Raw genomic sequence first — 13,267 nt, forward strand, 5'->3', positions numbered from 1 at the left:
TGCAGGAGAGCACTGAATTCCAAGAGCTGAAGCGGCGTTTCCGGCGTTGGACGTTCCCCATGACGGTGGCGTTCCTGGCGTGGTACCTGCTGTACGTGGTGCTGTCGGGCTGGGCCCGCGGCTTCATGGGGATCAAGTTGCTCGGTGACATCAATGTCGGGCTGGTCCTGGGCCTGCTCCAGTTCGTGTCCACCTTCTGGATCGCCTGGGCCTACTCCCGCCATGCGGAGAAGAAGCTCGACCCCATCGCCGACAAGCTGCGGCACGAGGTGGAGGAGAAGACTCAGTGAGCTCGACCACCCTCTCCACGATCCTCTTCCTGGCGTTCGTCGCGGCCACCCTCGGCATCACGGTCTGGGCCAGCCGCCAGACCAAGACGGCCGCCGACTACTACGCGGGCGGCCGGTCCTTCAGCGGCGCGCAGAACGGCCTGGCCATCGGCGGCGACTACATGTCGGCGGCCTCCTTCCTGGGCATCGCGGGCATCATCGCGCTGTTCGGCTACGACGGGTTCCTGTACTCCATCGGCTTCCTGGTGGCGTGGCTGGTGGCGCTGCTGCTGGTGGCCGAGCTGATGCGGAACTCCGGCAAGTTCACCATGGCCGACGTGCTCGCCTTCCGGATGAGCCCGCGCCCGGTCCGCACCGCCGCCGGCGTGTCCACCATCGTGGTCAGCATCTTCTACCTGCTGGCCCAGATGGTCGGCGCCGGCGCCCTGGTCGGCCTGCTGCTCGGCGTAACCTCCGAGGCGGGCAAGGTCTGGACGATCGTCGCCGTCGGCGCTCTGATGATCGTGTACGTGGTCTTCGGCGGCATGAAGGGCACCACCTGGGTCCAGATCGTCAAGGCCGTGCTGCTCATGACCGGCGCCGCCCTGGTGACCATCCTGGTGCTCGCCGAGTTCGGCTTCAACCTGTCGGGCCTGCTCGGCCAGGCGGCCGCGACCAGCGGCCCGGGGGCCAACCCCGACAGCTTCCTCAGCCCCGGCCTGAGGTACGGCACCGAGGAGCAGGGCCTGGCCGGCAAGATCGACCTGATCAGCCTCGGCCTCGCGCTCGTGCTCGGCACCGCCGGCCTGCCGCACATCCTCATCCGCTTCTACACGGTCCCGACCGCCAAGGACGCCCGCAAGTCCGTCATATGGGGCATCGGCATCATCGGCACCTTCTACCTGCTGACGCTCGTGCTCGGCTTCGGCGCCGCCGCCATCGTCGGCCGGGAGGAGATCGTCGCCCAGGATCCGGGAGGCAACACGGCGGCGCCGCTGCTCGCGCTGCGGATCGGCGAGGAGATCTTCGGCTCGGTGGGCGGCACGATCCTGCTGGCCTTCATCGGCGCGGTCGCCTTCGCCACGATCCTCGCGGTGGTGGCGGGCCTCACGCTCGCCTCCTCCTCCAGTTTCGCCCACGACCTGTACGCGCACGTCTTCCGGCGCGGCCAGGCCAGCGAGCGGCAGGAGGTCGTGGTGGCGCGGATCTCCGCCCTGGTCATCGGCGCCGTGGCGATCGGCCTGAGCATCCTCGCGCAGAACCAGAACGTCGCCTTCCTGGTGGCCCTGGCCTTCGCGGTGGCGGCCTCGGGCAACCTGCCGGCGATCCTCTACAGCCTGTTCTGGAAGAGGTTCAACACGGCGGGCGCGGTCAGCGCCATCTACGGCGGTCTCCTCTCCGCCCTGCTGCTGGTCGTCTTCTCGCCGGTCGTCTCCGGCGGAGAGAGGGCCCTGCTCCCCGACGCCGACTTCGCCTGGTTCCCGCTCAGCAACCCGGGCATCGTCTCGATCCCGTTCGGCTTCCTGTGCGGCTACCTCGGCACGATCATGAGCAAGGAGTACAACGCCGCCAAGTACGCCGAGATCGAGGTGCGATCCCTCACCGGCGTCGGCGCGGAGAAGGCCGTCAAGCACTAGAACCGCCGAGCGGGCCCGGCCGGGTGGCCGGGCCCGCTCGCACGGGGTCAGCCGAGGGTCAGCCCACCGGCTCCGCGCGCAGCCGCGCCGAGTGCTTCACCAGCGTGATCAGCACCTCGCGGCTGGAGTCGCGCTTGCGCGCGTCGCACATCACGATCGGGATCGACGGGTTGAGCTGCAGTGCCAGCCGCACCTCGGGCAGGTCGTACGAGGGAGCCCCCTCGAAACAGTTGACCGCGACCACGAACGGCGTGCCGCGCCGCTCGAAGTAGTCGACCGAGGGGAAGCAGTCGGCCAGCCGCCGGGTGTCGGCCAGGATGACCGCGCCCAGCGCCCCCTCCGCCAGTTCGTCCCAGACGAACCAGAACCGCTCCTGCCCGGGCGTGCCGAACAGGTAGAGCACGTACTCGTCGTTCAGCGTGATGCGGCCGAAGTCCATCGCCACGGTCGTGGTCCGCTTGGCCTCGACGCTGGACAGGTCGTCCACGCCCACGCTGCGGTCGGTGAGGATCTCCTCGGTGCGCAGCGGCCGGGTCTCGGACACCGCGCCCACCATGGTCGTCTTGCCCGCGCCGAAGCCGCCGGCCACGAGAATCTTGATGGCCCGCGGGAGGCGCGGCCGCTCAGAGCGATCGAAGACCATCGAGCACCGCCCTGTACATCTTCACGTCATGCATGTCCACCTCGGATTGCGGTTCCTGGGCCGAGACGAGCTCCCTGTCGAACAGGTCGCCGAGCAGCACGCGGATGGTGCCCGCGGGCAGGTTCAGATGGGCGGCGATCTCCGCCACGGATTTGGGCTCGCGGCAGAGCCGCAGGATCGACAGGTGCTCCGGGTCCAGCCCGGCGTCCGGGCCGGGCGGCGGGCCGATCGCGAGCGCCATGGAGATGAGGTCGAACCTGCCCCGCGTGGGGGCCGTCCGGCCGCGCGTCACCACGTACGGGCGGATGATCTCCGGGTCGATCCAGTGCTCGTCCGTGGGGCCGTCGGTGGCGCTCACCGTTCCCTCCCCGCCTCGACCTGCGCGGCCTCGACCCGCGCCCCCGAGGTGAGGTACTGGCCGACGCGGGCGACCATCATCGCCATCTCGTAGGCGACGAGGCCGATGTCGGCCTGCTGCCCGCACAGCACGGCCAGGCAGGCGCGCTCGCCGGCCGTGGTGACGATGAGGAACTGGGACTTCCACTCCACCACCGTCTGCTTGACGGGGCCGCCCTTCACGTGCTCGGAGACTCCCTTGGCCAGGCTCTGCAGCCCGGAGGCCACGGCCGACAGGTGCTCGCCGTCGGTGCGTACCAGCCCGGCCGAGGAGGCCATCAGCAGGCCGTCGGAGGACAGCACGATCGCGTGCTCGACGTCGCCGATCCGCCCGACCAGGTCGTCGAGCAGCCAGTTGAGGTCGGTGCCGGGGCTCATGAGTCACCTCCCGGCTGCTCGCCCATCAGCTTGGCGGCCTCGGTCCGGCCGAGACGGGTGCCCGACTGCAGGGATCCCATCATCGCCCGGATCTCCTCCGGCGAACGCTCATCGTCCTCCTCGGTGTCGTCCAGCGTGCTCGGCCCCTCCTCGCGCAGGGCGGGGGCCAGGTTGGCCTGCGGCACGCGCAGCGGCAGGCCTCCGGGGGTGAACTCGGGCTGCTTCGGCTCCACGGTCTCCTCGGACTCGCCGGTCCGCGCGGGCACGGCGCGCGGGGCCGGCTGCTGGTTCGGGGCCTGACGAGGCTGGTCGCGTACGGGCTGGGGCAGGGGCTGCGGCCGCGCCGGATCGGCGGCGACCTTGAGCTGGCGGACGTTGTGCGTCGCGGGCGCGCGCTCCGCCACCGCCACGGCCCTGCGCGGCAGGGCCGGCGACGCCTCGCCCTCGTGCGGATGCGGGTCGGTGTCGACCTCGACGAGGTCCTGCGGCAGCAGCACCACGACCGTCGTCCCCCCGTACGGGGAAGCCTTCAGCCTGACCTGGATGTCGTGCCTCCTGGCCAGCTGGCTCACCACGTACAGGCCCAGCCGTGCGGTGCCCGTGATCCGGAACTCCGGCGGGTCGGCGATGCGCTCGTTCGCCGAGGCCAGGTCCTCCGGCTTCATGCCGAGGCCCCGGTCCTCGATCTCGATCACGTACCCGTTGGCCACGAGCTGCCCGCTGACCTGCACCGCCGTGTACGGCGGGGAGAACGAGACCGCGTTCTCGATCAGCTCGGCGAGCAGGTGGATGACGTCGCCGACGGCGCGGCCGACGAGCACCACGTCGCCCAGCGGCAGGATCGTCACCCGGGTGTAGTCCTCCACCTCGGCCAGCGCGCCGCGCACCACGTTCAGCATCGGCACCGAGCGCCGCCAGGTGCGGGCGGGGGACGAGCCGGACAGGACGATGAGGTTCTCCGCGTTGCGGCGCATCCGGATGGCCAGGTGGTCCAGCCGGAACAGCTCCTTAAGCTCCTCCGGGTCGGTCTCGCGCCGCTCCATCACGTCCAGCACGGTGAGCTGGCGGTGCACCAGGCCCTGCGTCCTGCGGGCCAGGCTGAGCAGGATGTCGCGGATGCTGCGGCGCAGCTCGGCCTGCTCGGCGGCGACGCTGATCGCCGTGTGCTGCACGGCGTTGAACGCCTGGCCCACCTGGCCGATCTCGTTGTCGCCGAAGTCGAGGTCGGGCACCTCCTTCGAGACGTCCACCACCTCGCCGTGGCCGATGCGCTCGACCACGCGCGGCAGCCGCTCGTCCGACAGCTCGTGCGCGGCGTCGCGCAGCTTCCTGAGCTGGGCGAGCAGCTGCCTGGTCGTGGTGATCGACAGCACGATCGAGGCGATGACCGCCACCAGGCCGAGGCCGCCGGCCAGGAGGAGCCGGACGACGACGCCGACGGCGATGGGCACGATGCGCTCCGCCAGCCGGTCACCGGCCGCGAGCGTCACCCGCTGCATGTCGGCCAGCGTCGACTCGGTCGCCTTGCGCCACTCCTCGGCGTCCACCGGCAGCGGCCCGACGCGGGGGTCGTGCTGGATGAGCCGCTGCTCCATCGCCTGCACCCGGGTGGCGGGGTCGCTCTTCATCCACCGGTCGAAGGCTGTCCAGTCCTCGTCCGGGAGCTGGGACATGGCCGTGGACAGCGTGTGGCGGAAGACGCCCGCGGTGGTGATGAACTCGGCGTGCTCGTCCGGGGTGAAGCCGCCCCTGGCGAAGACGCCCGCCATGAGCGCGTCCCCGCGCGCCAGCCACTCGCGGGAGAGGTGGATCTGCGAAAGGGTCCGTCCGTCCTTGGCGATCTCCTTGTCATCGAACGCCGCCACCGAGTCGTACATCTGGTAGAGGGAGTCGATCACGTTGTTGTACGGGGCGGCGGCGGCCTGCGCGCCGCCGGCCCGGCCGGAGTCGATCGACTTCCTGCCCTGGTCAAGCTTGGCCAGCTCGGCCCGCACGTCCGCGATGCGCTCCATCAGGGAGTCCTCGGCGGCCAGTGACACGGCGGTGCTGTCGATGGAGGCGGCGAACTCGGCGCGCGCGGCGTCCGTGCGCGCGCGCTGGTCGCGCAGCGCCTTGTCGGCGCCCCTGGACCCCGCGCCGATGCGGGCGATCGTCTGGCGGCGCTCGCGCTGCAGCTCGACGAGCAGCGGTTCGCTCGGCTCGACCACCTGCGAGTCGACGGTGGCCGCCCCGAGCAGGTTGACGCCCTCCCGCAGCGTGACCCAGGCGGCGAACGCCCACAGCAGGATGAGCGACACGATCAGCGCCGTGACCTTCGAACGGACGCTGGCGTTACGGAAGCGCATCGGGCCCACCCGTCGGAAAAGCGCGGTAAGCATACCTTGTCAAGGCGGCGAAATGGGCAAACCAGGAATCTGACACTCGGGTCACCCTAGCAATGTACTATTGCTGCCTCAACACAAAACGGCGCGAATGAGACGCTATGTCCTGTTTTTCGAGTTAAATTCGTATTGCATGCGGGTCTCCGCGACGTGTAAGGCCGCCAGGACCGCGGCTCGCACGATCGCTGTCGGCGAGTAAAGGTCCTTGTCATGCCACAATGGTGTGAAATGCGGTAAATCGACCACCTGGAGAAGATAGTCGTATCCACGCCCTGCTGCCCGCTTGCACCGCTCGTCCGGCTCCGGTCCTGACAGCAGCAAGGTCTGCACGGCGTAGGCGGTCTCCTCCGGCACGCCCGCCCACCGCCCCCACGACCCGTCGCCCCGCTGGGTGGCCAGCACCCACTCCCGCGCCCGCAGCACCGCGCCGGCGTGCTCCGGCCCGCCGAACTCGCCCAGCGCCAGCGCGCAGCCCAGCGTCGCGTAGTAGGGGGATGCGTGCCACCGGTCGTCCCAGCTCCCGTCGGGCCGCTGGAGCCCGGCCAGCCAGCCGGCCACCCGCGCCATCACCGGCCCGTACCGCTCGGCCGCGGCGGGCCTGGCCCGCACGTACTGGCCGAACGCGTCCAGCACGTGGGCGTTGACGCTGGGCGAGAAGCCGTCCTCGCCCTGCCAGGTGCAGAAGTGCGTGCCCGTGTCGAACAGCAGCAGCGACTCGGGATCGGACGGCACGCCGAGCAGGGCCAGCGCGTAGAGGGCGACGCTGGTGGTGTCCGCGTCGGCGGGCAGGCCGGCGCCCGCCGGCGTGCCCTGCGGGCCGATCGCCGCCCGCAGGTCGGCGATCATCTCCGGCGGGGCCTCCACCGGCACGCCCGCCCTGGCCAGCCAGCTCAGCACCCATCCGCGCTCGAACACGGTGATCGGCAGCCCGACCGGGACCGGCCCGCCGAACCGCTTGGCCACCGCCTCCAGGTGGTGCCTGGCGGAGTCGGACGAGTCGGCCGGCGCGGAACCGCCCAGCCACGCGGCCGTCGCCGCCGGCGAGGCGCCGACCGTGCCGATCGACGTGGGCAGCACGCCGTCCGCGCGCTGCGGCACCGCCGCCTCCAGCACGTGCAGCACCTTCTGCGGCGGCTGGGCGCCGGACTCCAGCAGGCGCTTGACCAGTTCGAGCCGGGATCCGTCCATCCCGGGCGGATGCGGCAGCGGCTCGCCGTACCCGTGCCCGTCGATGAGCGCCACCAGCGACGGCACGATCAGGTCGATGGCCGGCGTGTCCGGCAGCTCGGGCGGCTGCGCGAGCATGCGCCGCAGCGCCTCCAGCCCCGCCTTCGCGGCCGGTAGGAGCACCTCGCGGTCGCCGTCGCGCGCCGCGCTCATCAGCGCCTCCGTGGCGCTCAGCGTCGGTACGAGCCGGTACCCGCCGGGCGGGCCCCACGAGCCGTCCGCACCCTGCTCGGCCAGCAGGAACGCGATCCGCTCCGCATGACCGCCGAGCCAGGGGGCCAGCGTGACCAGCCGCCCCGTCTCGTACACCGAAGGGGAGACCTGGCCCCACGGCGTCACCATGAGGCCCGCGACCAGCTCGGCGGCACGCCGGGTGATGTCGGTGCTCATGCCGCCCCCGAAGCCCAGAAGTCGGACAGCCCGTAGAAGCCGGCGCTGTAGTGGATCTGCCACCAGAGGTGGTCCGCGGCCCGCGGGCGGCTGTCGCGCAGCGGCCCGATCAGCTCGGCGGCCTCTCGCGCCAGCTCCGCCATGCGCGTGCTCACCTCGTCCGCCGTCATGCCGAGGGTGAGCGCGTTGACGTCACCGGACGCCGACTCCCTGCGGTGCGTGGCCAGGTCGTTGAGCAGCCGCAGGTAGCGCTGCACGGTCTCGCCCGCCGCCCGCAGCCCCGCCAGGTCCTCCGGGGTCGTGACCTCGCCGGTGTAGATCCAGTGCGAGACCGCGATGAACAGGGCGCCGCTGCTGTCGGCGTTCGACAGGTACTCCTCGGTGGAGGGCCTGCCGCCGCCCCTGCTCCACTCCCACTCGCGGGCCATCGCGCCGACCATGAGCTCCAGCCGCTCGCGCCAGGCCGGCTCCAGCGCGGCGAAGGCGGCCACGGTGCCCAGCTCGGCCCGCAGGTCCCCCACGAAGCGGGCGACGGGCGAAGCGGCCGGGAACCCGTCCGCGGCGGCCAGGCATGTCCTGGTCAGCGCCGCCACGTCGTCCCGTGCGGCCGCCTCCTCGTCGAACAGCCGGTCCACGGCGAACACCAGCAGCGACGCCCGGTTGACGACGCGCAGCGAGGCCGGGCTCGCCCACGGCGAGCCGAACGCGCCGGCCATCGCCAGTGAGCCGAAGAGACCGGAGTCGAAGGACTCGCGGGGGAACAGGCCCTCGTAGCGCGCCGCGTGCCGTTCGAGCTCGCGCCCGCCCGCCACCGCGAGCGCGCACGTCCGCCCGGTGGCGAACAGCGCGCCGGGATCGTTCATGACCGGCCCGCCGGCACGAGGGTCATCGTCAGCCCGGGCGGGGGCCGCAGCGAGGAGGCCAGCCGCGGGGTCACCGGGCGGTCGACGTGCACCACCGGCCGGTACTTGCGCAGGATCCCGGCGATCAGCAGCGGCGCCTCCATCTGGAACAGGTGCTGCCCCAGGCACACGTGCGGCCCCGCGCCGAACGGCCAGTAGGCGTAGCGGTGCCGCCCGGCCTCCCATCCCGGCGCGAACCGCTCCGGGTCGAACACCGTCGGCGACTCCCAGAAGTCCGGCATCCGGTGCGTCAGGTACGGGCTGAGCAGCATGGTGGACCCGGCCTCGACCTCGACCCCGCCGACCACGTCCGCCTCCACGGCCTTGCGCGGCAGGATCCAGCCCGGCGGGTAGAGCCGCAGCAGCTCGTTGACGAACATCCTCAGGTACGGCATGTGCGGCAGGTGACTGGTGCTGACCGGGTCGCCGCCCACCACCCGGTCGATCTCCTCGTACACCTTCGCGGCGATCCCCGGGTAGGCGTCGAGGATCGGCCAGACCCAGGTCAGCGCCGTGGCCGAGGTCTCGGTGGAGGCTCCGTGCATGGCCACCAGGTCGTCCCTGATCCGCCGGTCGCCCTCCTCGCCGGGGACGTCCTCGCGGGCGCTGACCAGGCGCGCGACGACGTCGGTGCTGTCCTGGTCCAGGCCCTCCCGCGCCCGTGCCCTGGCCTCGCGGATGCGGGGGTACACCACCGCGTCGATGTCCTTGATCGCGCGCCGGAACGCCCGGTCGCCGGGCATCGGCATGCCGTCGGGCACGAACGGCATCACCAGCCGCACGGCCTTGGCGGTGACGGCGACGTCGTAGGCCGGCACCAGCCGGGCGATGTCCGCCGTGGAGATCTTCGAGCCGAAGAACAGCCGGACGATCGTCGGGTGCACGATCGCCGAGACGCCGCGGGAGATGTCCATCGGCCGCCCCGGGACGATCGTCTCCTCGATCAGCTCGTTGATGATCACAGCCATCTGCTCGGCCAGCGAGTTGACGTACCTGGCCGTGAAGAGCGGCTGCAGGATCCGGCGGCTCTCCGCCCAGGTCTCGCCGTCCGACAGGATGCCCTCGCCGAGCAGCGGCGCCAGCGGGTCCCAGAACATGCCCTCACGGACGAAGTTGGTCTGGTTCTGGGTCAGCACGTGCTGGACGTGGTCGGGATGGGTCACCAGATAGGGGCGGAACGGGCCCATGTGGAGCCGGACGAGCTCGCCTCCGGCCTGCACCGATGCCTCTTCGAGGGCGTTGACCGGGATCCGGTGGTGCTTGGTGAGTCTGGTGAGAAAGGGAACGGTTCTGGTCGGTGCGGCGCCGGTCGCCACAGTCGTGCCTCCAAGCCCACAGCACCCCGTCCCCACCGGGACGGACATTTGCCCACAAAAGCCAAATCTAGGATGGAGTATCACATGATCTTGGCGGTACATTCAAGATCGAGGCAGGAGGAGCACCAGTGGATCTCGGGGATCCTGGCACGCCGGGGAGCGACGCGGCGATAGCGCGTTGCCGACGTCTCTTCGAGCCCGCCCTGCGTGAGGCGGTGTCCTCGTTGCATCCCTGGAGCGCCAGGATGGCCGCGTTCACGCTCGGCTGGTCCGACGCCGACGGCAGGCCGTACGAGGGCAACAGCGGCAAGGGCGTGCGCCCGGCCATCGCCCTGCTCTGCGCCGAAGCCGCCGGCGCGCCCGCCGAGTCGGCGGTGCCCGCGGCGGTCGCGGTCGAGCTGGTGCACGCGTTCTCGCTGGTGCACGACGACATCATCGATCTCGACGAGCGGCGCAGGCACCGCCCGGCCCTGTGGAAGGCGTACGGCACCGGCCCCGCCCTGCTGGCCGGCGACGCCCTCCTGGCGCTCGCCGTCGCCCAGCTCGCCGGTTCCGGCGAGGCCATGAACTACCTGTCGCGGGCCCTCGTCGAGCTGGTCCAGGGCCAGACCGCCGACATGGCCTTCGAGGACCGCCCGTGGCGCGGCCCCGGCGCGGTGACCGCAGACGAGTACACCGAGATGACCCTCGGCAAGACCGGCGGCCTGCTCGGCGCCGCCGCGGCCACCGGCGTCATCCTGGGCGGCAGGGCGGACCTGGCCCCGCGCCTGTGGGAGATGGGCCGCGAGCTCGGCGTCGCCTTCCAGCTCGTGGACGACATCCTCGGCATCTGGGGCGACCCCGGCGTCACCGGCAAACCCGCCGACAGCGACCTGCGCCGCGGCAAGAAGACCTACCCGGTGCTCGCGGCCCTCGCCACCGACGGCGCCGCCGCCCACGACCTCGCCGCCCTCCTCCACGCGGGCGCCGCCGACGAGCACTCGGTACGGCGCGCCGCCGGCCTCGTCGAGGAGGCCGGCGGCCGCGCCGAGGCCGAGACCCTGGCGGACCGCTACCTGTCGTCAGCCCTGACCACCCTCGACGACTGCCTCCCCGGCGCCGCCGACCTCCGCGCCCTGTGCGTCTCCCTCGCCGACCGCATCCACTGACCCGGCCGACCCCCGCCCTCGACAGGACCTCATCGGCCGGGCGCGTGCGGTCAGGGGCGGGAGGCCTCGTCGAGGCGCCGCAGCTCCTCCGGGGTCAGCTCCAGCGTGGCCGCGGCCATCAGCGGCGCCAGCTGCTCCACGCTGCGCGCGCTGGTGATCGGCGCGGCCACCGTGGGCTGCGCGGCCAGCCACGCCAGCGCCACCGTCGCGGGCTCCGCCCGGCGCTCGGCCGCCACCTTGCCCAGCGCCTCCAGCGTCCGCCGCCCGTGCTCCGTCCGCAGGTAAACGGCCGCCCTCGAAGCCCGCGGGCTGTCGACCGCCGCCCCGCCCGCGTACTTCCCGGTCAGGAACCCGCTGGCCAGCCCCCAGTAGGGCGTGCTGGACAGCCCCTCCCTGGCCACCACGTCGCGCAGCTCTCCCTCGTACGCGCGCTCGACCAGGTTGTACGGCTGCTGCAGCGCCACGTACCGGGGCAGCCCGTTCTCGTCGGCCACCTTCAGCGCCTCGGCCAGCCGCTCGGGCCCGTAGTTGGACGCCCCGACGTGGCGGACCTTCCCCTCGTGGATCAGCTCGCCGAACGTCTCCAGCGTCTCCCCGAGCGGGGTGTCACGATCGTCGACGTGCGCCCAGTAGAGATCGATGCGGTCGGTGCGCAACCGGCGCAGCGACGCCTCCACCGCCGTCCTGATCGTCCGCGGCGCCAGCCCCTTGAGCCCTTCCAGCATGCCGACCTTGGTGGCCAGCACGAGGCGGTCCCGGTTGCCCCGGCGCTCCATCCACTCGCCGATCAGCATCTCGGAGGTGGACTCGCCCGTCGCCCAGTACGGGTAGCTGTCGGCGGTGTCGATGAAGTTGCCGCCGGCCTTGACGTAGGCGTCGAGCACCGCCCAGGACGTCTCCTTGTCGGCGGTCCAGCCGAACACGTTGGTGCCGAGCGCGATGGGGTGGACGGACAGATCTGTGGTGCCTATCGATCTCATCACCCCATTATCCGCACCGGTCACCACACGCCTCGCGTGGCACGGCGGCATCAGTGGCGCGACAGGTCGAGGCCTCGCGGCAGCATGAGCCACACTCCCAGCCCGGCCAGCAGCATGAGCACCCCGCCCGCCCCGGAGGTGAGCGTCAGCGCCTCGGTGAACGCGCTCCTGGCCTGCTCGGCGAGCCGCATCCCCGCCTGCCCGAGCTCGGCCGCCACGGTCAGCGCACCCCCGAGAGACTCGCTCGCGACCTCCGCCGACGGCCCCCGGTAGTCCAGCCCCGTGCGGTAGACCGCCGCCGCCACGCTCCCGAGTATCGCCACGCCGAGCGCGCCGCCGATCTCGTAGCTGGTCTCCTCGATGGCGGCGGCGCTCCCCGCCTTCGCCACGGGCGCCCCCGACATGATCGCCGCCGAGGCGACGGCCAGCGATCCCTGCCCGGCCCCGATCAGGGCCAGCGCGCCCGCCACCGTCCCGTACCCGAGCCCGTCGGACGCCACGGCTCCCGCCGCGAAGGACCCGGAGGCGTCCCCCAGGAGCGCCGGCGCGACGAAGAGCACCAGGAACCCCAGCCCGGACACCGCCAGCCCGCCCGCCAGCACCGCGCGGGCGCCCACGCGCGCCGCCAGCCGGGGCGCCAGCGGCGAGGCCACCGCGGCCGCCACCGCCGCGGGGAGCAGCCTGGCCCCCGTCTCCAGCGGGCCGTAGCCGCGCACGAGCTGCATCCACTGCGCCAGCAGCAGCAGCGTGGCCGCGATCGCGATGGACGTGGCCAGCGCCGTCACCACGCCCGCCGTGAACGGCCGGCTGCGGAACAGCCGCAGCTCCAGCAGCGGATCCGGCCGGCGCAGGCACCGGACGGTGAACCAGCCCAGGGCGACCACCGCCACCGCCCCCGCGGCCGTCCCGGTGAGGTCGCCCAGGCCGTACTCGCCCACGCGCTTGATCCCGTACACCAGCGACCCCATGCCGACGATGGACAGCACGGTCGCCGTCGCGTCCCACGCGCCCGGCCGGGGAGCGCGCGACTCGGGCAGCAGGAACAGCCCCGCCACGATGGCCACGACCATGATCGGCACGTTCACCAGGAACGCCGACTGCCAGCTGAAGACCTCCAGCAGCGCGCCTCCCAGGATCGGCCCGAGCGCCGCGCCGACGGCCGCCATCGCCGCCCACACGCCCAGCGCGGTGGCCCGCTCGCGCGGATCGGTGAACAGGGTGCGGATCATCGACAGCGTGGACGGCATGATCATCGCCCCGCCCGCGCCGAGCACCGCACGCACCGCGATCAGCTCGGCGGACCCGCCGGCCAGCAGCACCGCCGCCGACGCCGCGCCGAACACCGCGAACCCGGCCAGCAGCATCCGCTTGCGTCCCCACCGGTCGCCCAGCGCCCCGGCCGTCACCAGCAGCCCGGCCAGGACGAGCGCGTACACGTCCACGATCCACAGCAGCTCGGCGGAGCCGGGCAGCAGCGCCTCCGAGATGGCGGGCAGCGCGACGTTCAGGATGGTCATGTCCATGACCACGATGAGCACGCTGGCGGACAGCACCGCCAGCCCGGCCCACCGCCGCCGCGTCGACGGCTCCGGCCCGGCCA

The 13,267-nt window shown here is 72.3% G+C and carries 12 protein-coding genes; 3 read left to right on the top strand and 9 right to left on the bottom strand.

All coding sequences use genetic code 11. The features are described 5' to 3' along the window. Positions 1-59: 59 nt before the first annotated feature. On the top strand, positions 60-290 hold the full coding sequence (locus KME79_RS18145; protein WP_372452440.1) for a DUF485 domain-containing protein: 231 nt from the start codon (positions 60-62) through the stop codon (positions 288-290). Next, positions 287-1,906 (top strand): monocarboxylic acid transporter, encoded by a 1,620-nt coding sequence (locus KME79_RS18150; protein WP_219545432.1) that lies wholly within the window; start codon positions 287-289, stop codon positions 1,904-1,906. The genes KME79_RS18145 and KME79_RS18150 overlap by 4 nt, the downstream gene beginning before the upstream one ends. Positions 1,907-1,964: 58 nt before the next feature. On the opposite strand, the gene KME79_RS18155 is transcribed toward KME79_RS18150, so the two are convergent. The 7 genes from KME79_RS18155 to KME79_RS18185 all read right to left on the bottom strand — a co-directional run bounded on the left by KME79_RS18155 (position 1,965) and on the right by KME79_RS18185 (position 9,539). Continuing rightward, positions 1,965-2,549, bottom strand: coding sequence for a GTP-binding protein (locus KME79_RS18155; protein WP_148030604.1), 585 nt, complete (start codon positions 2,547-2,549; stop codon positions 1,965-1,967). Beyond that, positions 2,530-2,907 carry a DUF742 domain-containing protein gene (locus KME79_RS18160; protein WP_148030605.1) on the bottom strand — a complete coding sequence of 126 codons (378 nt, stop codon included), beginning with the start codon at positions 2,905-2,907 and terminating at the stop codon, positions 2,530-2,532. Before KME79_RS18160 ends, KME79_RS18155 begins: the two co-directional genes overlap by 20 nt. Then, the gene (locus KME79_RS18165) at positions 2,904-3,323 is read right to left on the bottom strand and encodes a roadblock/LC7 domain-containing protein (RefSeq protein ID WP_148030606.1); all 420 of its coding nucleotides are present in this window, start codon (positions 3,321-3,323) and stop codon (positions 2,904-2,906) included. The genes KME79_RS18160 and KME79_RS18165 overlap by 4 nt, the downstream gene beginning before the upstream one ends. Continuing rightward, complete coding sequence (locus KME79_RS18170; protein ID WP_148030607.1) at positions 3,320-5,668, bottom strand: sensor histidine kinase; 2,349 nt, start codon at positions 5,666-5,668, stop codon at positions 3,320-3,322. Before KME79_RS18170 ends, KME79_RS18165 begins: the two co-directional genes overlap by 4 nt. Positions 5,669-5,803: 135 nt before the next feature. Beyond that, on the bottom strand, positions 5,804-7,321 hold the full coding sequence (locus KME79_RS18175) for a prenyltransferase/squalene oxidase repeat-containing protein (RefSeq protein ID WP_219545433.1): 1,518 nt from the start codon (positions 7,319-7,321) through the stop codon (positions 5,804-5,806). Beyond that, a complete protein-coding gene (locus KME79_RS18180; RefSeq protein ID WP_219545434.1) occupies positions 7,318-8,184 on the bottom strand; it encodes a terpene synthase family protein in 867 nt (288 codons plus the stop codon). The genes KME79_RS18175 and KME79_RS18180 overlap by 4 nt, the downstream gene beginning before the upstream one ends. Further along, the gene (locus KME79_RS18185) at positions 8,181-9,539 is read right to left on the bottom strand and encodes a cytochrome P450 (protein WP_219545435.1); all 1,359 of its coding nucleotides are present in this window, start codon (positions 9,537-9,539) and stop codon (positions 8,181-8,183) included. Before KME79_RS18185 ends, KME79_RS18180 begins: the two co-directional genes overlap by 4 nt. Positions 9,540-9,784: 245 nt before the next feature. Here KME79_RS18185 and KME79_RS18190 point away from each other — a divergent pair, with 245 nt between their 5' ends. Continuing rightward, positions 9,785-10,687 carry a polyprenyl synthetase family protein gene (locus KME79_RS18190; RefSeq protein ID WP_219545436.1) on the top strand — a complete coding sequence of 301 codons (903 nt, stop codon included), beginning with the start codon at positions 9,785-9,787 and terminating at the stop codon, positions 10,685-10,687. 50 nt (positions 10,688-10,737) lie between these two features. Here KME79_RS18190 and KME79_RS18195 read toward each other — a convergent pair whose 3' ends face one another. Beyond that, positions 10,738-11,667 carry an aldo/keto reductase gene (locus tag KME79_RS18195; RefSeq protein WP_219545437.1) on the bottom strand — a complete coding sequence of 310 codons (930 nt, stop codon included), beginning with the start codon at positions 11,665-11,667 and terminating at the stop codon, positions 10,738-10,740. 50 nt (positions 11,668-11,717) lie between these two features. Then, positions 11,718-13,267 (bottom strand): MFS transporter (locus tag KME79_RS18200; protein WP_246640014.1); only part of this gene is annotated, 1,550 nt, incomplete at its 5' end.

The organism is Nonomuraea harbinensis, from assembly GCF_019396385.1.
In the GTDB taxonomy this organism is placed as follows: Bacteria; Actinomycetota; Actinomycetes; order Streptosporangiales; family Streptosporangiaceae; genus Nonomuraea; species Nonomuraea ferruginea.